Source organism: Streptomyces sp. NPDC001401 (assembly GCF_042895385.1).
GTDB lineage: Bacteria > Actinomycetota > Actinomycetes > Streptomycetales > Streptomycetaceae > Streptomyces.
In genome coordinates, this window is record NZ_JBIAWI010000004.1 from 367,675 (window position 1) to 393,064 (window position 25,390).

Below are 25,390 nucleotides of genomic sequence, written 5' to 3' on the forward strand. Positions count from 1 at the left end.
GGCTGCTGTCGTTGACCCTGCGTTGGCCGAGATGTTAGACAGCGGTGAGCGATATACGCAACGAGTGTTGCAAGTACTGCAACACACCTGATCAGGGAGGCCTCATGGTCACGGAAGCCCTCGCCCGACTCGCCGAGGAACGCGTCGACCACCGCTTCAAGGGCCTCCCGCCGGACGCCGACGGCCTGACCGTCGGCGAACTGGCCGCCCAGCGCCGCAATCTCTTCACCGGCGGCTTCGCGACCCCCGTCCTCGCCCTGTCGGCCGAACGCCTGGAGCACAACCTCGCGCTCATGGAGACGTATGCGACCCGGCACGGACTCGCCTTCGCCCCGCACGGCAAGACCACCATGGCCCCCCAGCTGTTCCGGCAGCAGATCGAGCGCGGCGCCTGGGGCATCACCCTCGCGGTGCCCCACCAGGTGCGCGTGGCACGGGCGTTCGGGACCCGGCGGGTCTTCCTCGCCAACGAGCTGGTCGACCCGGCGGCGCTGAAATGGATTTCCGCCGAGCTCGACGCCGACCCCGGCTTCCGTCTCATCTGCTACGTCGACTCCGTGCGCGGGGTGGAGCTGATGGACGCGGCTCTGCAGGGGGCCTCGCGGCCGCTGGACGTCGTCGTCGAGCTCGCCGCCGGTGAGGGCGCACGCACGGGGGTCCGTACGGAGGCGGAGTGCGCGGCGGTGGCGGACGCGGTGGCGGCGACGTCCACCCTGCGGCTCGTCGGCGTCGCGGGCTACGAGGGCGAGGTCCCGCAGGCCGACCCGGAGCGGGTGCACGCCTGGCTGCGCCGGCTGGTCGCGCTGGCCGTGGACTTCGACAAGGCGGGGCGGTTCGCGGGGCTGGACGAGATCGTCGTGAGCGCGGGCGGCAGCGCCTGGTTCGACGCGGTGGCCGACGTGTTCGCCGAGATCCCCGGACTCTCCGCCCCCGTACTGAAGTTGCTGCGCTCCGGCGCCTACGTCTCGCACGACGACGGCCACTACCGCAAGCTCACCCCCTTCAACCGCGTTCCGGAGGAGGGCGCCCTGGAGCCCGCCTTCCGCCTCTGGACGCAGGTCGTCTCCCGCCCCTCCGCCGAGCAGGCCTTCGTCAACGCGGGCAAGCGGGACGCGGCGTACGACCTCGACCTCCCCTTCGCCCAGGTCGTCCGCCGGGACGGCGCCGAGCGCCCGGCCACCGGTATCTCGGTGACCGCGCTGTCGGACCAGCACGCCTGGCTGCGGACGACCGCCGAGGCGGACCTGGAGGTCGGGGACTGGCTGGGCATGGGCCTGTCCCACCCGTGCACGTCCTTCGACAAGTGGCAGCTGATCCCGCTGGTCGAGGCGGACGGCACGGTCGTCGACTACATCCGTACGTTCTTCTAGAAGCGACAGGAGGTACGGCCGTGGAGGAGCTCGTCATCCGGGACGCGGACGTCGTGGACGGCAGCGGTGAGCCGTCGTACCGCGCGGACGTGGTGATCGACGGCGGCAGGATCGTCTCGATCGTCAAGGAGGCGGCCGCCGCGGGCTGCCAACGCCCCAAGGCCCGCCGGGAGTTGGACGCGGAGGGGCTGGTCCTCTCCCCCGGCTTCATCGACATGCACGCCCACAGCGATCTGGCTGTGCTCCGCGACCCGGACCACAGCGCCAAGGCCGCGCAGGGGGTCACCCTCGAGGTCCTGGGCCAGGACGGACTGTCGTACGCCCCCGTCGACGACCGCACACTCGCCGAGGTGCGCCGCGCCATCACCGGCTGGAACGGCCACGGCGACGACATCGACTTCGACTGGCGTTCGGTGGGCGAGTACCTGGACCGGCTGGATCGGGGGATCGCGGTGAACGCCGCCTATCTGATCCCGCAGGGGACGGTCCGTATGCTCGTCGTCGGCTGGGAGGACCGCGAGGCGACCCCGCAGGAGCTCGACCGGATGCGGCAGCTGGTCGCGGAGGGCATGGAGCAGGGCGCGGTCGGCATGTCGTCCGGGCTGACCTACACGCCGGGCATGTACGCCAAGGACGCGGAGCTGACCGAGCTGTGCCGGGTGGTGGCGCGGTACGGCGGCTACTACTGCCCGCACCACCGTTCGTACGGCGCCGGGGCCCTTCAGGCGTACGAGGAGATGGTGGCCCTGACCCGGGAGGCGGGCTGCTCCCTGCACCTGGCGCACGCCACCATGAACTTCGGCGTGAACAAGGGCCGCGGGCCCGAGCTGCTGCGGTTGCTGGACGAGGCCCTCGCCTCCGGGGCCGACATCAGCCTGGACACGTACCCCTACACCCCCGGCAGCACAACTCTCGCGGCCATGCTGCCCAGTTGGGCGAGCGAGGGCGGGCCCGAGGCGATCCTGAAGCGGCTCGCGGACGAGGACACCGCCGAACGCATCCGCCACCACATGGAGGTCGTGGGCGCGGACGGCTGCCACGGCGTGCCCATCGAATGGGACACGATCGAGATCTCGGGTGTCGCGGACCCGGGACTGGCGGACTTCGTCGGCCGTACGGTCCAGGAGTCGGCGAAGCTGCGCGGCGAGGCCCCGTGGGCCACCGCCCGCCACCTGCTCCTCGCCGACAGCCTGGGCTCGACGATCCTGCAGCACGTCGGCCACGAGGAGAACGTACGGACGATCATGCGCCACCCGGTCCACACCGGCGGCTCGGACGGCATCCTCCAGGGGACCAAGCCCCACCCGCGCGCCTACGGCACCTTCCCGCAGTATCTCGGGCGGTACGTACGGGAGTTGGGCGTGCTGTCACTGGAGGAATGCGTCGCGCATCTCACGTCAAGGCCTGCCGCCCGCCTGCGCCTGCCGGACCGGGGGCTGGTCCGCGAGGGGTACCGGGCGGATCTGGTCCTGTTCGATCCGGCAACGGTGGCGGCAGGGGCGACGTACGAAAACCCGCGCACGCTCCCGACGGGCATCCCACACGTCTTGATCGACGGCCGTTTCGTGATCGAGGAAGGCCATCGCACGACCGTACTGGCGGGCAGAGCGATCCGTCACAGTCCCATGTGACGGAACGCCCACACCACCCTCCCTAGGGGCGCGGGGAACTGCGCGACCAGCCACAACGGCGCCGCAGACGCCAAACGACCGATCGCACCCCAACAGAGGCGCTACGGCTTCGGCAGAGTGCAGCCGCTCGCGCTCAGGTTGAGCTTGTTGCCGGCTCCGAAGCACGCCGGGATCTGGTACGTCTCCTCGGCGTAGTTGATGCCCTGCCGGACGGTCACGTTGCCGCTCTCGTCGACCTCACAGGGGTTGTTCTCGGTGCAGCGCTCGCCGTCCTCGTTGCCGGTGTTGTTGACGGCGACGACCTTTCCGGTGGCGTTGTCCACGACGGGCGAGCCCGAGGTGCCGCCGATCGTCTGGCAGGCGGAGGTGTACCGGAGCGAGTCCTTCCAGGTCCAGTCGCCCTCCTTGAGGCGGTAGACGAAGCCGTCGACGTTGCAGGCGTACGTCTTCTTCCAGTAGCCGGAGACGACCGTGATCGCGGTACCGGCGGTGGGGTGCGTGTCCTGAAGCGTCAGCGGGCTGATGCCGTACGAGCTCTTGATCTTCGCGTAGGTGGTGGTGAGCTGGTAGATCGTGACGTCCGTGTCCGTCATCGTCGAGTACGCGACCTTGCTCGCGCGCAGCGTCCCGACCTTGGTGGCGGAGGAGTTGAGCAGGCTGAACGTACGGCTGGAGGCCTGGTCGACGATGACCTCGCCCGGCTCCGGGAACCCGGTCTCCAGGCAGTGGCCGTTGGTCATGACGAGCGCCGGGTCGGTGTCCGCGGAGTTCGGGAAGCGGATGACGGAGCCGGAGCAGTTGCTGAGGGCTACGGTGCCGGCGAAGTTGACGGCCTTGACCGAGGGCTTGGCCGTCTTCGTCACCGTCTTCGTGGCCGCGCCGTCCGCGAGCACGGGCGACGCGACCGCGGGTGCCATGCCCGCCCCGGATATCACCAGGGCTGAGAGCACGGCGAGGAGAGGCTTCTTCATGTGGGGGTCCCCTCTTGCGACTTGGGCGACCGGAGATTTTCCGGCCGCCCATAGATTTGACATGTGCATTGTGGTGGGAGAGGGGTGGTTGGGCAAGGAGTTGTTTCAGGACCGCAGTTGGCGCCGCGCGGCGGAGCCGGCTGTATCGACATGCGGCTCCGCCGCCGGGCGGCACAGCGTGTACACACCCCTGCTCGGCGGGACCAACTTATCCAGCCCTACGGCTACTTGGGACCCTTCGTACCGCCCTGGCCGTGTCCGGGATTGTTGCCGGAGTTGCCCGGCCCCGAGACGCTCCTGCTCGGAGCGGGTGCGGAGGTCGCCGTGGCGCCGGAGGTCCCGGTCGAGGGCTCCCGGGTCGCATCCCCAGACGGGGTGCCGCTCGTGGACGCGCTCGGACTCGGGGAAGCCGTCCCGGACGAGTCCGCCCCGCCTCCGGACGACCGGCCGGTGGCCGCCCCGCCGGACTCCGGAGCCGTCGGCCCGGCGGAGTCGCCGGCCGCCGGGGTCGTGCTCTCCTCCTTGCCCTGCGCACCGCCCGCGGGCCCGGAGGAAGACCCGGCGAAGGAGAACCCGGCGATCAGGGCCGCCGACACCGCCCCCACCGCACCGGCGGCGACCGCGGTGCGCCGAGAGCGCCAGGGGCTGGGCTTGCGCCGGGCACGCCTGCCCGCGCCGGCGCGACGGACCTCGCGCGGCTCGTCCGCCACCGGCTGCAGCTCGTGCGTGTCCCCCACCACCCGGGGCATCTCACTCGTCTCGTCGTACGCGTTCAGCCAGCCGTGCGCGACGGCCGGATCGGCGTACTCCTCGTACGAGGGGGCCGACTCCGGCTGCGGGTGGTACACGTTCGGCGGGTCTTGAGGACCGCCGTCCGGGTGCGCACCGTGGGCTCCGTACGAGCCGGTCGCACCATGCGCGCCATTCACGCCGTTCGCCCCGTTTTCGTACTCAGGTGGCTTGGACATGACCGCGCATTGTAGAGACGGACGGGACCCCTGGGACAGCTACCGGCGATAACAGCCCAAACCCACCCGTCTCACGTGGTGGAAAACACGGCCCGCGGGGCGTTACCGGGCCGTAAGCTCCCAGACATGCAGGTGATCCAGTCGACCAAGCTCGCCAACGTCTGTTACGAGATCCGGGGCCCGGTGCTCGAGGAGGCGATGCGGCTCGAGGCGGCCGGGCACCGCATTCTCAAGCTGAACACCGGGAACCCGGCGGCGTTCGGCTTCGAGTGCCCGCCCGAGATCCTGGAGGACATCCTCCGCAACGTGTCGTCGGCCCACGGCTACGGCGACGCGAAGGGCCTGCTGGCCGCGCGCCGGGCGGTCGTCATGCACAACCAGACCCTCGGCATCGAGACGGACGTAGAGCACGTCTTCGTGGGCAACGGCGTCTCCGAGCTGATCGTGATGGCCATGCAGGGCCTGCTCGACGACGGCGACGAGGTCCTCGTACCGTCGCCCGACTATCCCCTGTGGACCGCCGCCGTCTCACTCTCCGGCGGCACGGCCGTGCACTACCGCTGCGACGAGCAGTCCGACTGGATGCCCGACCTCGCGGACGTCGAGCGCAAGGTCACCGACCGCACCAAGGCCATCGTCATCATCAACCCCAACAATCCGACGGGGGCCGTGTACGACGAGGCGATGATCAAGGGCTTGACGGACATCGCCCGCCGCCACAATCTGCTCGTCTGCTCCGACGAGATCTACGACAAGATCCTCTACGACGGCGCCACGCACATCCCGACCGCCGCCGTGGCCCCGGATCTGCTGACCCTCACCTTCAACGGCATGTCGAAGGCGTACCGGGTGGCGGGCTACCGGGTCGGCTGGATGGCCATCTCCGGGCCGCGCGCGCACGCGGACTCGTACATCGAGGGTCTGACGATCCTGGCCAACATGCGCCTGTGCGCGAACATGCCCGGGCAGCATGGAGTGGTTGCCGCGCTCAGCGGCCGGCAGACCATCAACGATCTGGTGCTGCCGGGCGGGCGGCTGAAGGAGCAGCGGGACGTCGCGTACGAGCTGCTCACCCAGATCCCGGGCGTGACCTGCGTGAAGCCGAAGGGCGCGCTGTATCTCTTCCCGCGCCTCGACCCCAAGGTGTTCAAGATCAAGGACGACCGGCGGATGGTCCTGGACCTGCTGCGCCGCGAGAAGATCATGGTCGTGCAGGGGACCGGGTTCAACTGGTCCGAGCCCGATCACTTCCGCGTGGTGACCCTGCCGTCGGTAGGAGATCTGCGGGACGCGGTCACCCGAATCGGGAACTTCCTCGACGGCTACAGCCAACTTTAGACGAAATCTAAGCTAGGATGGTTTCCTGACAGCACAGGAGGCCATCCATGTACGAACCGATCCGCACCAAGTCGGTCCACAGCACGATGGCCGGCACCACCTCCGACTTCCCCCACCGGTCCCGTGAGGAGGAGCTGGACATCCAGCTCGCAGGGCATCTCGGGGCGCTTCTCGCCGTCACGGACGAGCTGCGGGGCGCTGCCGCTTCCGAGGACCTGGACGCCGCGGCCGAGCGGCTTGCCGCGCAGGTGGCCCGGTTGCGGGGCGGTGTTGCGCCGGTCCGTATGTCCGCGGCACCGTCCGGCGACGACCCCATGGCCCTGCACCAGCGGGCCCACGCCCTTGCGGGGCGCGCGCTGGTCGTGGCGGCTTCGCGGGCGGACACGGCGGCTGCGATTCTTGCCGCCGAGCAGATGGACGTGCATGCGGCGGCGCTGGAGCCGCGCGAGCTCGCGTCCCGCTGAGCCTCCGGGCTCCCTTGACGGCCCCGGTCCGCGTGCTACCCGCAGCGTCGCGCGGACCGGGTGCCATGGCACTGCGTTGGCTTGGGCGGCGGTGCCTAATCGCCAGGGGGGTTCGTGTCGTATTGCGGCTGCGGGTCCATCGTGGCCGGTCGCGCAGTTCCCCGCGCCCCTTGGGGGGTGCAGTGCACGATCGCTCACAACAGCGCCCTTCAGGGGCGCGGGGAACTACGCGACAAGCCACAACGAACCCGCACCCGGCACACCGCACAAATCCGCAACGGCGGACCCCCGAAACAGGCGAGGGCCTGTTGTTGGCGTTCCGTCGGGGCGGACGGAACGCGAACAACAGGCCCACAGCCACGTACGCCGTTGTACGCGGCCTCGCCGACCGGCACCGCGGCCGGCCGTGACGATCACTGGTCAGGGCATCCGTGCCGGCCGCGGAGTCTTGGTGACGGGACTCAGCCCAGGCGCTGCACCAGCGCGCGGTACTCGTCCCAGAGTTCCTTCGGAGTGTGGTCGCCGAAGGTGTTGAGGTGGTCGGGGACCAGGGCGGCCTCCTCGCGCCAGACCTCCTTGTCGACCGTGAGCAGGAAGTCCAGGTCGGAGTCGGAGAGTTCGAGGCCGTTGGTGTCGAGAGCCTCCTTCGTCGGCAGGATGCCGATCGGGGTCTCGACGCCCTCCGCCTTGCCGTCGAGGCGGTCGACGATCCACTTCAGGACGCGGCTGTTCTCGCCGAAGCCGGGCCAGACGAACTTGCCCTGGTCGTTCTTGCGGAACCAGTTGACGTAGTAGATCTTCGGGAGCTTCGACTGGTCCTTGTCCTTGGCGACGTCGACCCAGTGGCCCATGTAGTCGCCCATGTTGTAGCCGCAGAAGGGGAGCATCGCGAAGGGGTCGCGGCGCAGCTCGCCGACCTTGCCCTCCGCGGCGGCGGTCTTCTCCGACGCGACGTTGGCGCCGAGGAAGACGCCGTGGTTCCAGTCGAAGGACTCCGTCACCAGCGGGACCGCGGTGGCGCGGCGGCCGCCGAAGAGGATCGCCGAGATCGGCACGCCCCTCGGGTCCTCCCACTCGGGCGCGATGATCGGGCACTGGGAGGCGGGGGTGGTGAAGCGGGCGTTGGGGTGGGCGGCCGGGGTCTCGGACGCCGGCGTCCAGTCGTTGCCCTTCCAGTCCGTCAGGTGGGCCGGAGTCTCCTCCGTCATGCCCTCCCACCAGATGTCGTTGTCGTCGGTGAGCGCCACGTTGGTGAAGACCGAGTTGCCCCACAGCGTCTTCATCGCGTTGGCGTTGGTGTGCTCACCGGTGCCGGGCGCGACGCCGAAGAAGCCGGCCTCGGGGTTGATCGCGTACAGGCGGCCGTCCTCGCCGAAGCGCATCCAGGCGATGTCGTCGCCGATCGTCTCGACCGTCCAGCCGGAGACCGTGGGCTCCAGCATGGCGAGGTTGGTCTTGCCGCAGGCCGAAGGGAAGGCCGCGGCCACGTACTTGGACTCGCCGGTCGGCGGGGTGAGCTTCAGGATCAGCATGTGCTCCGCGAGCCAGCCCTCGTCGCGTGCCATCACCGACGCGATGCGCAGGGCGTAGCACTTCTTGCCGAGCAGGGCGTTGCCGCCGTAGCCGGAGCCGTAGGACCAGATCTCGCGCGACTCGGGGAAGTGCGAGATGTACTTGGTGGAGTTGCAGGGCCAGGGGACGTCGGCCTCGCCCTCCGCCAGCGGGGCGCCGAGGGTATGGACGGCCTTGACGAAGAAGCCGTCGGAGCCGAGCTCGTCGAGGACCGGCTGCCCCATGCGGGTCATCGTGCGCATGGAGACCGCGACGTAGGCGGAGTCGGTGATCTCGACGCCGATCGCGGAGAGGTCCGAGCCGAGGGGGCCCATGCAGAACGGGACGACGTACATCGTCCGGCCCTTCATGGAGCCGCGGAAGACGCCCTTCTCGCCGGAGAAGATCTCCCGCATCTCCGCGGGGGCCTTCCAGTGGTTGGTCGGGCCCGCGTCCTCCTCCTTCTCGGAGCAGATGAACGTCCGGTCCTCGACCCGCGCGACATCGGTCGGGTCGGAAGCGGCGTAGTAGGAGTTGGGGCGCTTGATCGGGTCGAGTTTCCTGAAGGTGCCCTTCGAGACGAGCTCCTCGCACAGGCGCTCGTACTCGGCCTCGGATCCGTCACACCAGACCACGCTGTCCGGCTGGGTCAGTGCTGCGATCTCGTTCACCCACGAGACCAGTTCCTGATGGTTGGTGGGGATGACGGGGGGAGCCGCGATGTCGCGCGCCACGATTGCTCCTAAATGAGGGATTTTTGTTTTGGAGGCCCCGTGGGGGCTGCGACCCGGATGCTTCCGTGGCTGGATCTTCAGCGCTCATCCGGTGCCGACCGCACTCATTTGATCATCCGACGGGCGCGCCCATATGTCCAGAGGGCCTCACAGGTGAGCGGAGTGGGGATCGTCACGCGACAGAGTGTTTCCAAGCGTGTTTTTGCGTGCACGTTGAGTTCATCTGAAGGTTCTTTTGCCTGACGGCCAGGGCGTCAACTCCCGTGAGATGATGGCCACTCTTCGCCGTTTCTCGGCCCGTGCTAATCCGCAACTTACGGTTCCGTAGGTACGATGCCGGGCATGACTGCGCCCGTCCCCGACGCGCCAACGGACACGCCGGCCGCCGGCCGCGGTTCCGATGCGCCCTCCCTGCCGCACCAGATCAAGCAGCACGCCCAGCAGCTCGCCGAGCCGATAAAGCCGAAGCTGCGTGGCTGGCTGCACCTCGGCATGTTCCCGGCCGCGCTGGTCTCGGGCCTGGTGCTCACCGCCCTCGCGGACTCGACCAGAGGGCGCATCGCCTGCGGGATCTTCGCCCTGACGGCCTGCCTGCTGTTCGGCGTGAGCGCGCTGTACCACCGGGGCAACTGGAGCCCGCGCATGGACGGCGTCCTGCGCAGGCTCGATCACGCCAACATCTTCCTGATCATCGCGGGTACGTACACGCCGCTGACGATGCTGTTGCTGCCCGGCGCGAAGGGGCAGTGGCTGCTGTGGGGCATCTGGGGTGCCGCGGCGGCGGGCATCGTCTTCCGCGTCTTCTGGGTCGGCGCCCCGCGCTGGCTCTACACCCCCTGCTACATCGCGATGGGCTGGGCGGCCGTCTTCTTCCTGCCGGACTTCATGCGCGCGGGCGGCATCGCCGTGCTGGTCCTGGTGATCGTGGGCGGCCTTCTCTACAGCGCGGGCGGCGTGATCTACGGCATCAAGCGACCGAACCCGTCACCCCGCTGGTTCGGCTTCCATGAGGTCTTCCACTCCTTCACGCTCGCGGCGTTCGTCGTCCACTACGTGGGGATCTCGCTGGTCGCGTACCAGCACGCGTAGCACCACCGACTGCTGAAGGGCCACGGCTTCCGTGGCCCTTTTTGCATGCCCGAAACCTTCCGAGAGTCGATACCTATTGACATCAACTAGATTTTGAGAGCTACTCTCATTTCATGGACACTTCCACTTCAAGTGCTGTCACTCCAGACCCCCGCCGCTGGTGGGCCCTCGGCGCCCTCGTCGCGAGCATGCTGACCCTCGGCTTCGACACGACGATCCTCAACGTGGCGCTGCCGACCATGGCCGGCGACCTCGGCGCCACCACCGGCCAGCAGCAGTGGATGGCGGACGCCTACGTCGTCGTCTTCGCGGCGCTGATGCTCCCCGCCGGTCTGCTCGGCGACCGCTTCGGACGGCGGCTGATGCTGATCGTGGGGCTCGCGGTCTTCCTCGCCGGTTCGCTCGCGGGCGCCCTGGCCGGGGACGTGAACTGGGTCATCGCCGCCCGCGCCCTGATGGGCGTCGGCGCCGCGCTGGTCACCCCGCTCGCGCTCTCCGTCGTGCCCACGCTGTTCGACCGCGACGAGCAGCCCAAGGCCACCGCCATCGTCTCCGCCGCCTCCGCGCTCGGCCTGCCGCTCGGCCCGATCATCGGCGGCTGGCTGCTGAACCACTTCTGGTGGGGCTCGGTCTTCCTCGTCAACGTCCCGATGGCCGCGATCGGCATCGCCGCCTGCGTCTTCCTGCTCCCCGAGACCCGCGACCCCGCCTCCCCCAAGGTGGACACCGTCTCCACCGCGCTCACCGCGACCGGCCTCGGCGCCCTGGTCTACGCGATCATCGAGGCGCCCACCCGCGGTTGGGGCGACCCGCTGGTCCTGGCCATGTTCACGGCGGCCGTCGTCCTCATCACCGCCCTGGTCCTGCGCGAACGCCGGGTCGAGCGCCCCATGCTCGACATGACCCTCCTCGCCCACCGCGGCTTCCTCTTCAACACGATCGCCGCGACCCTGGTGATGTTCGTCCTGTCCGGCCTGCTGTTCGTGCTGCCGCCCTACCTCCAGGCCGTCCTCGGCAACGACGCCTTCGGCACCGGCGTACGACTGCTGCCGATGATGGGCGGAATCCTGGTCGCCTCCCGGACGGCCCCGCAGGCCGCCACCCGCTTCGGCGCCCGCGCCACGGTGAGCGCGGGCCTGGTGGTGCTGGCCTTCGCCGCGTTCCTCGGCAGCCGTACGACGACCGACTCCGGGTACGGCTTCACCGCGCTGTGGCTCTCCATCACCGGCCTCGGCTTCGGTTTCTCGCTCATGCCGGCCATGGCCGGCGCCCTCGGCGCCCTGCCCCGCGACCGCGCCGGCAGCGGCTCCGGACTGCTGATGACGCTGCGCCAGGTCGGCGGCGCGATCGGCATCGCCCTGCTCGGCAGCCTGCTCGCGGGCACCTTCCGCGACCGGCTCGACGTCACCGGGCTGCCCGCCAGGGCGGCCGACACCGCCGGGGACTCCGTGGTCGCGGCGCACATCGTCGCCGAGAAGGCCCACTCCACCGATCTCGTCGCGTCCGCGAACAGCGCCTACGTCCACGGCATGGGCCTGGTGCTGCTGGTGTGCGGGATCGCGGCGCTCGTGTCGGCGCTGCTGGCGGCGGCGTTCCTGCCGAACACCCGGGCCGACCGTGCCGCCGTACCGGCCGAGGGCACCCCAGACGTGGTCGCCCCGACCGCGGATGCCCGACAATGAGCCGTATGACGGCCGCACGTTCCCCCCTCTCCCCCGCCGACCGCCCTCAGCTCGGCCTCCGCGAGCGCAAGAAGATCAAGACCCGGGAGGCGATCCGCGCGGCGACGTACGCACTGATCAAGGAGCAGGGCTACGACGCCACCACGATCGAGCAGATCGCCGACCGGGCCGAGGTCTCGCCGTCGACCGTCTTCCGGTACTTCCCGACCAAGGAGGACATCGTCCTCACGGACGAGTACGACCCCCTGATGCTGGAGGAGTTGCGCGCGCGGCCCGCCGACGAGCCGTGGATCGAGTCGGTGCGGCACATCATGCAGAAGGCGCTCGACTTCATGGTGCAGGAGAGCCCCGAGGTGATCCGGCTGCGGGCGCACCTCGGGGTCCAGGTCCCCGCCGTCCGTTCCCGGATGTACGAGAGCATGTCGGAGACCGGGCGCCTGATGCGGGGGGCCATCGCCGACCGCTTCGGCCTGGACCCGGACAGCCTCGAGGTCCGCGTCTACGCGATGTCCCTCATCGGCGGCCTCATGGAGGTCAACATGTACTGGGCGGAGAACGACTTCGGGGGCGACCTCGGGGCACTCATGCACCGCGCCCTGGACGTCCTGGAACACGGCCTCCCCACCGAAAAGCCCTGAGCCCGGCTCCCCCTCCCGTGACATCCTGACCACGTGAACGGTCCCGAGATCCACGTCGAGTTCGCGCCAGACCTGGCCCTGTTCGTGCCGAGCGAGCGCCGCCGGGGAGCCACCACGGTCGCCACCGACGGCGTCTCCTCCCTCGGCCATGTCGTCGAGTCGGCCGGCGTCCCGCTCACCGAGGTCGGGACCCTGTGGGTCAACGGCCGCGAGGTGCCGACGTCGTACGTCCCCTCCGCCGGCGACTCCGTCGAGGTCCGGCCCGTCGACCGCCCCCAGCAGGTCCCCGGCGCTCCCCTGCGCTTCCTCCTCGACGTCCATCTCGGCACCCTCGCCCGCCGGCTGCGCCTGCTCGGCGTGGACACGGCGTACGAGTCGACGGACATCGGCGACCCGGCCCTCGCCGCCCTCTCGGCCGCCGAGCAGCGCGTCCTGCTCAGCCGCGACCGGGGCCTGCTGCGCCGCCGTGAGCTGTGGGCCGGGGCGTATGTCTACAGCACCCGGCCCGAGGACCAACTCCGGGACGTCCTCGACCGGTTCCGGCCCGAGCTCAGGCCCTGGACACGGTGCACCGCCTGCAACGGACTGCTGAAGGAGGCCACCAAGGAAGAGGTCGCCGACCAACTGCAGGGCGGCACCCACCGGTCGTACGACGTCTTCGCGCAGTGCCGGGACTGCGGGCGCGCGTACTGGAAGGGCGCGCACCACGAGCAGCTGGTGGCGATCGTGGAGCGCGCGCTTGCGGAGTTCGCCGGCTAGTCCTCTATCGGATCAGCCCTTCCTCACGTCCGCCTTTCCGCAGGCGGTGCCGTCCTTGTTGGGGTCGAGGCCCAGCGGGTCGTCCTTGCCGTTGACCTTCAGCCGGCCGTAGTGGTTCGTCTTCAGCCAGCTGCAGCGCGCGGCCGTCGTCTTCTTCACGCCTGCCGGGAAGACGGTCGGCACACACACGTTGATCGAGCCGTAGTGCCGGTCGCAGCCGGAGATCGTGACGGAGACCTTCTGCGACGTGCGCTTCTTGCCGGGCCCCACGACCTTGCCCGACAGGGAGTCGGCGAAGGAGTGGACGTGCGCGTCGGCGGTGTCGGCGCTCAGGGCCTGCGGGCCCTGGAGGTGCACCCACTTGGCGACCGACGGGACGCCGTTGGCGTCGACCGCGAAGAGCATGTACCAGCCGGGCGGGGCCACATTGGGGTTGCTCGTCACGTTCAGGTCGACGTTGTTGCCGTCGACCGACAGCGGCAGGTCGACGAACCGCTGGTTCGGGTCGGAGGAGTGGGTGACGGCGGCCGGGCGGATCAACTCGGCCTTGACGACGGGGTGATCGACCGTGATCCGCTGGGTGTCGCCGTAGTGCCACTCCGTGTTGATCATCGAAGTGATCGTCGGACGCTCGCCCTTGAGCAGATAGGGCGGCGTGTAGATCGACACGTTGTGGTTCCAGGTGCCGTTGCCCGGGTTGTCACCGGTGGCCATGACGCGGCCGTCGGGCAGCAGGAACGCGGAGGAGTGGTAGCCGCGGGCCTCGGGGTCGGCGGCCACCGGGTCGAAGGTGCCCGCGCCCGGGTCGTAGATCGAGGCCTCGTAGACCGGGTTGGCCCGGTTGTGCAGACCGCCGCCGGTCTCCAGGACCTTGCCGTCGGGCAGCAGGACCGCGGAGACGTACATCTTGCCCTGGTTGCCGGTCTCGGGGACCTTGCCGTTGCCGAGGTCGACCGTGCCCTGCGGGATCGGGGGCCCGGCGACGTACGACGGGTTGGCCTGCTTGAGGTCGATGACATCCGTCAGGCGGTTGCCCTCCGGGTTGGAGTCGATGTTGCCGCCGCCGATGGTGAGGACCTTCTGGTCCTGCGCCGGCGGCAGCAGCACGCTCGCGGACTGGTCGCGCTGGTCCTTGTTCTGCAGGCCCGGGATCTGCGTGATGGTGTTGGCGTTGTAGTCGTAGATCGCCGAGCCGGTGCCCGGGATGTTGTTGCCGAAGACATGGCTGCCCGAGTAGAAGAGGCGGCCGTCCTGCATCAGGATCATCGACGGGTACAGGCCCCAGTACGACCAGGTCTGGTTGACCTGCCACAGCGCCAGCCACTTCTGCTGGGCGTTAGACCAGTACTCGGCGGTCACCGAGCCGGTCGAGTCCTCGCGCAGACCGCCGAAGGAGACGACGTCGCCGTTGCCGAGCTCGGTCGCCGACGGGTACCAGTGGCCGTCGTTGAGGTCGTTGGTCTTGCTGTAGGTCTCGGTCGTCGGATCGAAGATGTACGAGTCCTTGTAGCCCTCGTAACCGTGCGAACCGTCCGCCGTCGGGAAGGCCTTGTTACCGCTCAGCACCAGGACGCGTCCGTCCTGCAGCTGGATGTGGCCCGAGCAGAACATGTCCTTCGGGGTCGGGATGACCTTGTACGTCCCGTCGGCCGGGTTGTACACGGCGCTGGTGAACGTGCCCGCGTCGAAGTTCTCCTGGCTGTTGCCGGACCCGGCGATCAGCAGCACCTTGCCGTTGTTGAGGACGACGGAGTGCATGGAGCGGACCGGGTTCTGCGTGGGCAGCACGTCCCAGCGGCCGTTGGCGCACTCGTCCGCCGTGCCGGTGCAGGTGGCGGGCGGGGTGACGTCGGGGACCTGGTCCATCGTGTAGTCGTCGGTGGTCGCCGAGCCGGTGCCGTAGACGGAGACACCCCAGGTGATGCGGTCGGTGCCGGCCGGGATCTCGGGCGTGCGGACCGTGGCCTGGGTCCAACTGCCCTGCATCTCAAGGGTCTTGAGATCGGTCCAGTACTGCCAGCCGGCCGTCGTGTCGTGCCGGAACAGGGTGACGTTCGCGTCCGGCGTGGTCGTCTTGTACCAGAGCGACAGGTCGTACTGCTTGCCCGCCGTCACCACCGGCGCGCAGTCCGTCGACTCGGTGATCAGCGCCTTGCGGTCGCCGTCGACGCGGCGGGTCAGCGTCACCTTCATCGCCTTGGAGCCGGAGTGGGCGTCGGACGTCGTCGCGAAGCTGAAGTCGTTGTCGCCCCAGCCGGACTTCTCCCAGCAGTACGGCATCCCGTCCGTACCGTCCGTCTCGAAGCCCGGGTTCTTGACGAGGTTGGCCGCCTCGGCGGACTGGGGTGTGGTGAGCAGCAGACCGGCGGTCAGGGCCCCCACCCCGACCAGTGCCGTTCTTCTGCGGTATCTGGTGACGTGCTGTCTGTTCACACGGCTCTCCTTGCTGCGGTACTCCCCCCGCGCCCCCTGCGCGGCAGATAGACCAGCGCTTCGGTCCCCACGAAGCGCAGGACGAACGTCGTCACCAGCGCGAGCGCGGTGGCGGACAGGGCCCCCATCCCGAACCGGTTCACGAAGAGCGCGATCAGCGGGATGCGCAGCACCAGGTCGGCGTTGGCGAGCAGCGCGAACCTGCCGACGCGGTCCCACCAGCGCCGGTGTGCACGGCGGTCGCGGAACAGCAGATGCTCGATGAGCACGAAGTTCCAGGCGACGCCGAACTGGTTGGCGAGGATCTCGGCGGGGACGTAGTGCATGCCGACGGCCATCAGGGCCCACAGGCCAACCAGGTTCGGGAAGAAGCCGGTCGCGCCGATCAGGCCGAAGGCCACCATGCGGGCGATGGGCGAGGCGGTGCGCAGTCCGACGAGGTGGCGCAGGAAGCGGAAGCCCTCCTGCGCGGACGACTTGGACTCCCCCGCGAAACGGTCCTGGAAGACGAACGGCACCTCGGTGACCTGGCGGGGGCGGCTGCGGACCGCCAGCTCCAGGAGGATCTTGTAGCCGAGGGGCTTGAGCGTCTCGGCGGTGATGTCGGCGCGCCGGATCGCGAAGAAACCGCTCATCGGGTCGCTGATGCCCCGCAGTTTCCGCGGGAACAGGGATTTCGTGAGCCAGGTGGCCCCACGGCTGACGGCCACCCGGTAGCTGCCGGCCAGACCGGCGCGACTGCCGCCCTTGATGTACCGGGAGGCGACGACCAGCCCGGCGTTCGCCCGCTCGCCGGTGGCCACCAACTCCGGTACCAGGGACGGCGGATGCTGGCAGTCGCCGTCCATGACGACGATCCAGTCCGAGCCGGCCGCCTTCATGCCCTCGACGACCGCGCCCCCGAGCCCGCCGACCGGCTCCTCACGGTGCAGGACCGTCACCGGGAACGGGCAGTCCTTGGCGGCCTCGTGGATCACCTCGGGGGTGTCGTCCGTGGAGTCGTCGACGAAGACGACCTCGCAGGGCAGGCGGGACGGCACCGACTCGGTGATCTGGTGCAGGAGCCGGCGGATGTTCGCGGACTCGTTGTACGTCGGTACGACGATGGTGACGGCGCCGGGCTCGGCGACTTCGACGCCGTGTACGGCGGGGTCGTTGAGTTCTCCGGGGGCGGTGTACTCGTGGGTCATCGGACGCCTCCATCAGCGGTACCGGCCGCCTGGATGCGCCGGATCTCGATACGGTCGGGGCCCTTGCCGAACGTCGCGACCGGCTTGGAGTGCTCAATGGCCGCCTTGACGTTGGGCAGGTCCACCGCGTCGCGCCGCACCGTCGGGGAGGCGACCACGTAGTCGATGTCCTTCCAGCCGTGCGGCATGGTCTTGGTGACGGCCGGGTCGAGGTCGGCCTTGTAGAACCAGATGACGCCGAGCCCGGGCTTGTACCCGTGGTGCACCAGGTCCAGCCAGAGCGCGTCGTCGACGAGGACACGGGTGTCCTTCGGGTCCGCGACCTCGGTGGTGAGCCACTTGGAGGCGGACCGGTAGGGGGCGTTGGCGTCGGCGGTGACGGCGGTGTGGTCGCCGTCGTACCAGCGCGGGACGACGTACGCGCCGGCCGCGATCGCGAGGACGGCCGCCAGGGCGTAGCGGCCGCCGGTCTTCCAGCGCTGCTCGTCGGGGCGCCGCCACCTGCGCAGCACCGCGTGGGCGACGGAGGCGGTGCCTCCGGCCAGGACGAGGGCGAGGAAGGGCAGCGCCTGGATGATGTACATCGCGGGCAGATAGCCGTTGGGGCGCATGGCCAGCGCGGTGAGGATCGCGATGGTGAGGGCCGGTCCGGCCAGCGCGCGGGCGGTGACCGACCAGCGCCACGTGGCCACCAGCAGCAGCGCGCCGGCGAGGCCGCCGAGCGGGAGGACACGGTCGTAGTAGAGCCACGAGTGCAGGACCCCGTAGGAGCCCGAGCCCTGGTCGAGGACGAAGCCCGAACCCGGCCTGGTCATCTGGTACTTGATGCCGTCCCAGAGCGAGACGTGCCCGCCCCCGGGCAGCAACTCGCCCTTCAGCAGGGCGAAGAGCGGGTAGCTGAAGCCGATCAGCGTGCAGGCGGTGACGGCGCCGGTCACCGCGAACTTCCGCGTGTCCCGGTGGCTGTGCCGCCACATGGTGACGAACAGCGCGGGCAGGACGACGAGCATCGTCTCCTTGGTCAGCACGGCCGTCGCGGCCGCAAGACCCGCGCCGAAGTGGTGCCAGAGGTGACGGCTCGGGGAGGCGGCGAGGGTGAAGGCGAGGAGCGTCCACATCACCGCGAGGTTGTCGAGGAAGATCTCCCGCTGGAGGACGACGGAGAGCGGCGACAGCCCGAACAGGGCCATCGCGAACCCGGCGGCCCAGCGCGGCAGCGACAGGCGGCGTGCGAGGACGTAGACGAGGACCGCGCTGACCGCGGAGACGATCAGCATCACCACGCGCATGCTGCCCACGGTCATCGAGCCGGGGCTGAGCCAGGACGGGATCCAGGTGAGCAGGGCTATCTGGATCCAGCCGAGAGGCGGATGGTCGTACCAGTAGGTGTAGTGGGCCAGGCCGCTGCCCTGCTGGACCGCCCAGGCCTGGGCGAGGTAGGTGCCCTCGTCGTCGCTGAGCGTCGGGTAGTCGGCGATGTTCCAGCCCTGCACGACGAGGATCGCCACGAGAAGCGCGCCGCACAGCAGGAGGTCGGGGCGGGAGGAACGGAGGCGTCGGGGCGGGGCCGTTCGACCGGTCGAACCGGCCTCAGGCGCAGGCTGCCGCTGCGCGGGGACCTTCGGAGTGGTCACCGCGGGAAGGGTGGAGGTCACGCAGGGACGTCCTCTCGGATTACCGCTGTGTCGTTCAGATGTGCGCCGACATGGCTGGTCAACTCCCAGTCGTTGCGGCCACGTTGCTCACGCCATACGGCGCGGATCGCGGCCCCGGCGAGGAGGACCTGGTAGAAGGGGCCGCCCACGACGAGCTTGAGATAGTGGACGAGGCGGACTCGGAGGCCGTACTGCTTGCCGAAGTCGTGCAGTCCGACGACCTCGAAGACGAAGGTGACCGCGGCGGTGACCAGCGGCAGGAAGGTGAGGAAGGCGATCCCGACCGGCACGTCCAGGAAGAGCGCGACCGCCGCGTTGAGCGGGATGATCACCCCGGAGAAGGCCTGCAGGAACGGTGTCATCAGGGTGTACCGGGCGAGCAACCGCTGCCCGAAGCCCGGGAGTTGCTTCCAGTCCTTCTTCCGGTAGACCTGAAGGAAGCCCTGGTTCCAGCGGGTGCGCTGCTTGAGCAGCGACATCAGCGAGCCGGGGGTCTCCTCGCGGGTGACCATGTCGGAGTCGTAGGCGACGACGACCTTCTTGCCGACGGACGACAGCCGCACGCCCAGGTCGCAGTCCTCGGCGAGGCAGTCGGGGTCCCAGCCGTCGGCTTCCCTGAGCACGTCCGTGCGTACGAAGACGGTGTTGCCGCCGAGCGGGATGAACCCCTTCTGCGCGTGCAGGTGCAGTCGGGAGCGGAACCAGAAGAAGTACTCCAGGCAGTTGCGCAGGGAGTACCAGCTGGAGTGGAAGTTGATGAGCTGGACGCCGCCCTGCACGACGTCCGCCTTCGTCGTACGGAAGGCGTGGTCGACGTGCGCGAGGAGCTCGGGATGGACCTGGTCCTCGGCGTCGAAGACCCCGACCACATCACCGCGGCAGTGCGGCAGCGCCGTGTTCATGGCCTTCGGCTTGTTCTTCTTCTCGTGGGTGTCGACGACGACACGGACGCGCGGATCGCGTTCGGCGGCCGCCTCGGCCACCGACGTGGTCTCGGGGTCGTCGTGCCCCACGATCACGATGATCTCGAAGTCGGTGTGTGTGGACTTCAGCAGCCGCTGGATGGTGTGGTCCAGCACGGCCTGCTCGTGCCGCGCCGGAAGCAGCAGCGAGAAGGAGACGTGCTCGTCCCCGTCCGGTCTGCTGAATCGGGTGGAGGCGAGCACTTCGGGCGTACGCCACGCGTGCATCTGCCACCACAAGGTGAAGGCCGCCATCCAGAACAAGGCCAGCGATACGGCAGCGATGAAGACAGACGTCAGCAACAGATCCCCCCAGATCCCCAATGCCCCCTGTCGCGACAACAAGTCACATCTGTCGCGGAACTGTGTAGACATTAGGAGGGGTCTGTGAAGTCCGCAGGCCGTTTTCATGAAGAGCGCGTTTCTTCACAACGGGCCCCGAGAGTGAACAATTCGAACACGGGCTGCGTAAGTACCTGAATCCGCTGGCGTTTCAGCTGGTCAGCGCAGTTCGCAAACGGTCCGGATCGGTGGTCGGGGCATCGCAGGTGAAGTTACGGCAGACGTAAGCCGCAGGTTGACCCTGCTGGAGGGGCCGATCGGCGAGGAGCGGAAACTCGTCACTCTCCGGAGTGCCTACGGCCACGACCGCGCCCGGGGCGGTGCCGAGAAGTGCCGTGCGGTGCAGGACCTTTGTGGCGGCGTCGTCCATCGCCGGCCCCACGACCGCGACCTCCCGCGGCCCGTCGAGGAGCGCCTCGGCGACCGCGAGCCCCCAGCCGATGAAGCGCGGCACACGTGGCCCGAGCGCCTTCACGACGCCCAACGCCCTTTCGGCGGCGGTGCGATGGGGCTCCGCACCGGTGTGGGCGGCATAGCTCAGCAGCGCGCCCGCGGCGGCGGTCCAGCCGGACGGTGTGGCGTTGTCTGTGGGGTCCTGCGGCCGGCGGATCAGCTTCTCGGCGTCGGCTGCGGTGTCGTAGAGGCTGCCGGTCTCCGCGTCGACGAAGCGGACCAGCACGTGGTCGAGCAGGAACCCGGCGAACTCGAGCCAGACGCCCTCCCCGGTGACGGACGCGAGCGCGAGGAACCCCTCGGCGACATCGGCATAGTCCTCCAACACGCCTGCATTGGCACCGACTTGGCCGTCCTTGCTGGTACGGGCGAGGCGCGCCTGATCGTCCAGATGCAGCCGTACGAGGAGATCGGCGGCGCCGACCGCGGCCTCGACCAGGTCGGGGCGGTCGAAATAGGCACCGGTCTCGGCGAGGGCGGCGATCGCGAGGCCGTTCCAGGCGGCGACGATCTTGTCGTCACGGCCGGGGGCGGGGCGGCCGGACCGCGCTTCGAGCAGACGTCCCTTGACGGACTCGACCTTCTCGGCGTCGAACACGCCCTCCTGCTGGGGGAGTTGGAGGACGGACTGGCCGTGCTCGAAGGTGCCCTCTTCGGTGACGCCGAAGTACTGGACGGCGAGTTCGGCGTCGTCGCTGCCGAGGACTTCCGTCAGCTGCTGGGGAGTCCACACGTAGTAGGCGCCCTCGACGTGCTTCCCGCTCCCGTCGTCGCTGTCGGCGTCGAGGGCGGAGGCGAACCCGCCCTCGTTGGTGCGCAGTTCACGGACCATGAAGTCGGCGGTCTCGAGCGCGACGCGGCGGGCGAGCTCGGAGCCGGTGGAACGCCACAGGTGCGCATACACACGGCACAGCAGGGCGTTGTCGTAGAGCATCTTCTCGAAGTGCGGGACGACCCAGTCTCGGTCGACGGAGTACCGCGCGAACCCACCACCGAGCTGGTCGTAGATCCCGCCGCGGGCCATCCGCTCACAGGTGTCCTGAGCCATCTGCAGCGCGCCCTCGGACCCGGTGCGGGCGTGGTGCCGCAGCAGGAACTCGATCACCATGGACGGCGGGAACTTGGGGGCGCCGCCGAACCCGCCGCGCTGCGGGTCGTACTCGCGGGTCAGCCCGAGCAGCGCCTGTGCGAGCTCCTCCTCGCCAGGCGTGTGGGCGTCCCCGTAGGAGATCTCCCGCCCGGAGAGGTCCTTGACGATCTTCCCGGCGACCTCGGCGACCTCGTCGCGCCGGTCGGCCCAGGCGGACCTGACGCCCTCCAGGACCTGGCGGAAGGAGGGGCTGCCGTGGCGGGGGGCGGGAGGGAAGTAGGTGCCGAAGTAGAAGGGCTCGCCGTCCGGGGTGAGGAACACGGTCATGGGCCAGCCGCCCTGGCCGGTGGCGGCCTGGACGGCTTCCATGTAGACGGCGTCTACGTCGGGGCGCTCCTCGCGGTCGACTTTGATGTTGACGAAGTGCTCATTGAGGAAGTCGGCGGTGGCCTGGTCCTCGAAGGACTCGTGCGCCATGACGTGACACCAGTGGCAGCTGCTGTACCCGACGCTCAGCAGGACGGGTTTGTTCGCCTTCCGGGCCTCCTCGAAGGCCTCGGCCGACCACGGCCACCAGTCGACGGGGTTGTCCGCGTGCTGGAGCAGGTAGGGGGACGTCTCGTGAGCCAGTCGGTTCGGCATGAGGTCCATCCTGCCGCAGTACCCCGGGCAGCGGGCGTCAGGCATGTCGCGGGACGGTGACGTCGGGTTTTCCGGTGCCCGCGCCCGGAACAGGTCCGGCTCACCGGGGTACGCCGAAGTTCGCCGATGATCGCCGCCCTCTCGCGCTGACGGCTTCCCCGAAGGACACTCGTAGCCAAAGGAGTTGCCGCCGGAGGGGGACGTGACATGCGGGACAGCCATCGGGCGGATGCCGAACGGCTGTTGGCCCGGGCCGTGGAGGAAGAGGTTCGACGTTCGGGCGGGCGCACCGACGGAACGGTACTGCTGTCGCGCTCGCGCGGCGCGCTGGACGCGATGGCTCAGACGGCCGCCGAGGAGTACGAGGCCTATACGCGTGCGCTGGACGAGGCGGAGGCCGGCCGGCTGACCTTCGGGCAGCGGTACGCGCAGGAGGGATCCGGAACTCCCTTGCTGGTGGCGGCCGTTGCCGCGGTCGCGGCGGCGGTGGCCGACCTGGCGTTCGGCACGGACGCCGGCACGGCAGTAGGGGTGGGCGTGACGGTCGGGGTCGTCGGCGCCGCGGCGACCGTGGCCAAGGTGGCCGGCTCGCATCTGCCCGCCGCGCACCACCGCGCCGGCGCCGCGAACCAGCCCGGCGGGCCGGAGCAGCTGCGGCTGCAGTGGCTGACGGCGCTGGAGGTGCGCGGCATCCGCCCGTTCCTCGACCAGCAGCGGGTGCGCGCCGCGTCCACCGGCCCGAAGAAGACGGGGCCGCAGCTGCGCGGCACGGACAAGAGTGCGGCGGCACGCGGACGGAATGTCCTGGCGCAGTCGTTCGCACAGCTCCCGGAGCCGGCGGGCGCGTTCGCGGGGCGGCGGCAGGAGATGGCGCGGATCCGGCAGTGGGTGCAGGCGGCCCGCGCGAGCACGGAGACCCGTCCGACGGTGGTGGTGCTGCACGGCACGCCCGGCAGCGGCCGTACGACCCTCGCGGTGCGCGCCACGCACGACCTGAAGGACTACTTCCGCGGCGCCTGCGTCGTGGACCTGCGCGGCGGCAGTCCGGAGGAGCCGCCGCTGTCCACCCGCGACGCCCTGCTGCACCTGCTGAACCGGCTGGGCGCGCCGCGCGAACAGCTGCTGTTCCGTGAGCGTTCCTCCCCAGACCAGCAGGTCAAGCGGCTGAGCGAGCTGTATCACCAGCATCTGACGGGCCTGCCGGTCACGGTCGTCCTGGACGACGCCTCGGACCCCGAACAGATCCGTACGCTCGTGCCCGAGCGCTCCGACAGCCTGGTCCTGGTGACCAGCCGCGAGCCCCTCGAACTCCCCTCCGACCTGCAGGCCCATGTCCATGAACTGCCGGTCGAGGCGCTGGACCCGGCGGGCGCGGAGGAGTTGCTGGACGCGGCTTCGCAGGACAGCTCGGGGCCTTACGACGCCGATTCGGCGGACCGGATCCGGGAGTTGTGCGGCGGGCTGCCGCTGGCGCTGAGCATCGCCGGTTCGTCACTGGGCCCGCGCTCCCCGCGTCAACTGGCCACGGATCTGGCGGCGTACGGCCCTGTCGAGCCGATCGAGCGCGTGCTGTGGCTGCGCTACACGGACCAGTCGGAGGCGGCCCGTCGGCTGCTGCGCCGGCTGGCGCTGGCCGGCCGTGCCTCCCTCGGCGGTGCCGCGGCCGCCTCGCTGCTGGCGACGGACGAGACGGAGGCGACCCGCCACCTGGTCGCCCTCGCCCGGGCCGGCCTGATCGACCATGTGCGCGGCAACCGCTACCGCCTCCACGACCTGGTGCGGGCCTTCGCCCAGGCCCGGCTCCTGGACGAGGAGGAGGCGACCGAGCGCACGGCCGCGCAGGAACGCCTGATCGTGAACTACGCCGACCTGGCCGACTCGGTGCTGCGCCTGGTCGACGGCAACATGTCCACCCGCTCGGACCGCTTCAGCCCGCACGGCTTCACCTCTCTGGACGAGGCGCTGCGCTGGCTGGACGACGAGTCGAGCTTCATCACCTCGACCCTGCGGCACGCGGAGGGCGTGAACCAGGCGGCGGTGCTGAACCTGCTGGGTGCGCTGTGCGACTACTGCCTGCTGCGCGGCGACCTCTACCGCCTGGGCGAGATCAGCGAACTGGCGCAGGCCGTCGACCAGGGTCTGCTGGTCCGCTCGGTGCAGTGGCGCACGGGCATCGCGGCCCGCCAGCTGGGCGAGCTGGACAAGGCGCGTACGACGCTGACGTCGGTGGTCGATCTGTACATGGAGGCCCACCACGACGCCGGTGCGGCCCGCGCCCTCTGTTCCCTGGGCATCACCCTGCACCACCAGGGCAACCTGACCGAGGCTGCGGCGAAGCTCCGCGAGGCGCTGGACCTCCAGGCGGCACCCGAACTGGCCACGGACCGCGGCTGGACGATGCACGCCCTGGCCGCGGTGGAACGGGACCGCGGGCATGTCTCGGAGGCGCTGCACCTGCTCTCCGAGTCCCTGGTCCTGCACCGTGCGGGCGAGTCCGTGCACGGCGAGGCCTGGGCCCACTTCCAGCTCGGCCAGCTGTCCCTGCGCATGGGCGACGTCCCGCGCGCGGAGTCGGAGCTGAACGCGGCCCTGGACCGCTACGGCCGCACCCGCGACGCCCGCGGCGAAGCCTGGGCGCTCACCCAGCTGGCCCGTGCCCGCCTCGTCGCCGGGGACCCGTCCCAGGCGGTGGACGGCCTGCGCCAGGCGGCGTCCAGGCATCGCGACAACGAGGACGCGCGCGGCGAGGCCTGGACGGTCTACTACCTGGGCCAGGCCCTGGAGGAGACGGGCAACCTCGACCACGCGGTGCGCGAGCTGGAGCGCTCCCGCACGATGTTCTCCCGTATGCGCGACGTCTACGGCCTGGCCTGCGCCCGCCATCACTCGGCCAGGGTCACCCGGGACCAGCGCGCCGCCCAGACGGGCTCGCTCAGGAACTCCGGCTTCGCCCGCCAGCTCCTGGTCGACGCCCGGGCCGACTTCCAGCGCATCGGCGTCGCCCACGGCGAGGCGTGGACCTGCCTGGAACTGGCGGTGGTGGACGCGGGCAATGCCCGTACCCAGCAGGCGCTGGCACTGTGCGACGACGCGGTGGGCCTGTTCACCTCGTACGGCGACCACCGCGGCGAGGACTGGGCCCGCTTCCTGCGCTGCACCCTGCTGCCGTATGCGGCCCCCGGCGGCGTGGAGATCGGCACGGCCGTCGCCCAGGAGGAACTGGCCCAGCTCTCCCGCGCCGGCCATCCCCTGCGGGACCAGAAGCTCGACGACTACGTGGAGGCGTATCAGCTGCTGCTGGAGCGGGGCGTGAACCTGGAAGAGGGCTGGCAGGCCTGGCGGCTGGGGATGGTGCCGAGCCGGCATGCGCGGGAGGTGATGGGGGTGGCGGTACCGGCCAGTCACTGACCGCCGGCCACCCCCGCTCC

General features: G+C 69.9%; 17 protein-coding genes. 9 read left to right on the forward strand and 8 right to left on the reverse strand.

Going from position 1 to position 25,390, the window contains the following annotated elements; translation table 11 throughout:
• The first annotated feature begins 104 nt into the window (after window positions 1-104).
• Both ACFY10_RS16990 and ACFY10_RS16995 read left to right on the forward strand, forming a co-directional pair.
• Window positions 105-1,370 carry an amino acid deaminase gene (locus ACFY10_RS16990; RefSeq protein WP_390665904.1) on the forward strand — a complete coding sequence of 422 codons (1,266 nt, stop codon included), beginning with the start codon at window positions 105-107 and terminating at the stop codon, window positions 1,368-1,370.
• Window positions 1,371-1,390: 20 nt separating this feature from the next.
• Window positions 1,391-3,001, forward strand: a complete 1,611-nt coding sequence (locus ACFY10_RS16995; RefSeq protein WP_390665905.1) for an amidohydrolase family protein — start codon at window positions 1,391-1,393, stop codon at window positions 2,999-3,001.
• A gap of 101 nt (window positions 3,002-3,102) precedes the next feature.
• Here the strand turns inward: ACFY10_RS16995 and ACFY10_RS17000 are convergent, their stop codons facing one another.
• Together ACFY10_RS17000 and ACFY10_RS17005 are read right to left on the reverse strand one after the other, a co-directional pair.
• The gene (locus ACFY10_RS17000) at window positions 3,103-3,972 is read right to left on the reverse strand and encodes a serine protease (RefSeq protein WP_390665906.1); all 870 of its coding nucleotides are present in this window, start codon (window positions 3,970-3,972) and stop codon (window positions 3,103-3,105) included.
• A 224-nt stretch (window positions 3,973-4,196) separates the two neighbouring features.
• Window positions 4,197-4,940: a hypothetical protein gene (locus tag ACFY10_RS17005; protein WP_390665907.1), complete on the reverse strand. Its 744-nt coding sequence runs from the start codon at window positions 4,938-4,940 to the stop codon at window positions 4,197-4,199.
• A 126-nt stretch (window positions 4,941-5,066) separates the two neighbouring features.
• Between ACFY10_RS17005 and ACFY10_RS17010 the strand changes: the two genes are divergently transcribed.
• Window positions 5,067-6,278 (forward strand): pyridoxal phosphate-dependent aminotransferase, encoded by a 1,212-nt coding sequence (locus ACFY10_RS17010; RefSeq protein WP_390665908.1) that lies wholly within the window; start codon window positions 5,067-5,069, stop codon window positions 6,276-6,278.
• Window positions 6,279-6,325: 47 nt separating this feature from the next.
• On the forward strand, window positions 6,326-6,742 hold the full coding sequence (locus tag ACFY10_RS17015) for a hypothetical protein (protein ID WP_390665909.1): 417 nt from the start codon (window positions 6,326-6,328) through the stop codon (window positions 6,740-6,742).
• Window positions 6,743-7,203: 461 nt separating this feature from the next.
• Here the strand turns inward: ACFY10_RS17015 and ACFY10_RS17020 are convergent, their stop codons facing one another.
• Window positions 7,204-9,027, reverse strand: coding sequence for a phosphoenolpyruvate carboxykinase (GTP) (locus ACFY10_RS17020; RefSeq protein ID WP_390665910.1), 1,824 nt, complete (start codon window positions 9,025-9,027; stop codon window positions 7,204-7,206).
• 342 nt (window positions 9,028-9,369) lie between these two features.
• Between ACFY10_RS17020 and ACFY10_RS17025 the strand changes: the two genes are divergently transcribed.
• The 4 genes from ACFY10_RS17025 to ACFY10_RS17040 all read left to right on the forward strand — a co-directional run bounded on the left by ACFY10_RS17025 (window position 9,370) and on the right by ACFY10_RS17040 (window position 13,195).
• Window positions 9,370-10,116, forward strand: coding sequence for a hemolysin III family protein (locus ACFY10_RS17025; RefSeq protein WP_390665911.1), 747 nt, complete (start codon window positions 9,370-9,372; stop codon window positions 10,114-10,116).
• A 113-nt stretch (window positions 10,117-10,229) separates the two neighbouring features.
• The gene (locus ACFY10_RS17030) at window positions 10,230-11,798 is read left to right on the forward strand and encodes a DHA2 family efflux MFS transporter permease subunit (protein WP_390665912.1); all 1,569 of its coding nucleotides are present in this window, start codon (window positions 10,230-10,232) and stop codon (window positions 11,796-11,798) included.
• Entirely contained in the window at window positions 11,795-12,436 is a 642-nt protein-coding gene (locus ACFY10_RS17035) for a TetR/AcrR family transcriptional regulator (RefSeq protein WP_390665913.1), read from the forward strand. Before ACFY10_RS17030 ends, ACFY10_RS17035 begins: the two co-directional genes overlap by 4 nt.
• A gap of 33 nt (window positions 12,437-12,469) precedes the next feature.
• Complete coding sequence (locus ACFY10_RS17040) at window positions 12,470-13,195, forward strand: Mut7-C RNAse domain-containing protein (protein ID WP_390665914.1); 726 nt, start codon at window positions 12,470-12,472, stop codon at window positions 13,193-13,195.
• A 12-nt stretch (window positions 13,196-13,207) separates the two neighbouring features.
• Here the strand turns inward: ACFY10_RS17040 and ACFY10_RS17045 are convergent, their stop codons facing one another.
• The 5 genes from ACFY10_RS17045 to ACFY10_RS17065 form a co-directional block, all read right to left on the reverse strand.
• Window positions 13,208-15,628, reverse strand: coding sequence for a galactose oxidase-like domain-containing protein (locus ACFY10_RS17045; protein ID WP_390665915.1), 2,421 nt, complete (start codon window positions 15,626-15,628; stop codon window positions 13,208-13,210).
• A complete protein-coding gene (locus tag ACFY10_RS17050) occupies window positions 15,625-16,818 on the reverse strand; it encodes a glycosyltransferase (protein WP_390665916.1) in 1,194 nt (397 codons plus the stop codon). The genes ACFY10_RS17045 and ACFY10_RS17050 overlap by 4 nt, the downstream gene beginning before the upstream one ends.
• Window positions 16,815-18,473 (reverse strand): ArnT family glycosyltransferase, encoded by a 1,659-nt coding sequence (locus tag ACFY10_RS17055; protein WP_390665917.1) that lies wholly within the window; start codon window positions 18,471-18,473, stop codon window positions 16,815-16,817. The genes ACFY10_RS17050 and ACFY10_RS17055 overlap by 4 nt, the downstream gene beginning before the upstream one ends.
• Complete coding sequence (locus tag ACFY10_RS17060; protein WP_390665918.1) at window positions 18,470-19,738, reverse strand: glycosyltransferase; 1,269 nt, start codon at window positions 19,736-19,738, stop codon at window positions 18,470-18,472. Before ACFY10_RS17060 ends, ACFY10_RS17055 begins: the two co-directional genes overlap by 4 nt.
• A gap of 190 nt (window positions 19,739-19,928) precedes the next feature.
• A complete protein-coding gene (locus ACFY10_RS17065; RefSeq protein ID WP_390665919.1) occupies window positions 19,929-21,962 on the reverse strand; it encodes a thioredoxin domain-containing protein in 2,034 nt (677 codons plus the stop codon).
• Between the two features lie 207 nt (window positions 21,963-22,169).
• Here ACFY10_RS17065 and ACFY10_RS17070 point away from each other — a divergent pair, with 207 nt between their 5' ends.
• Window positions 22,170-25,370 carry a tetratricopeptide repeat protein gene (locus tag ACFY10_RS17070; protein ID WP_390665920.1) on the forward strand — a complete coding sequence of 1,067 codons (3,201 nt, stop codon included), beginning with the start codon at window positions 22,170-22,172 and terminating at the stop codon, window positions 25,368-25,370.
• Window positions 25,371-25,390 lie beyond the last annotated feature (20 nt).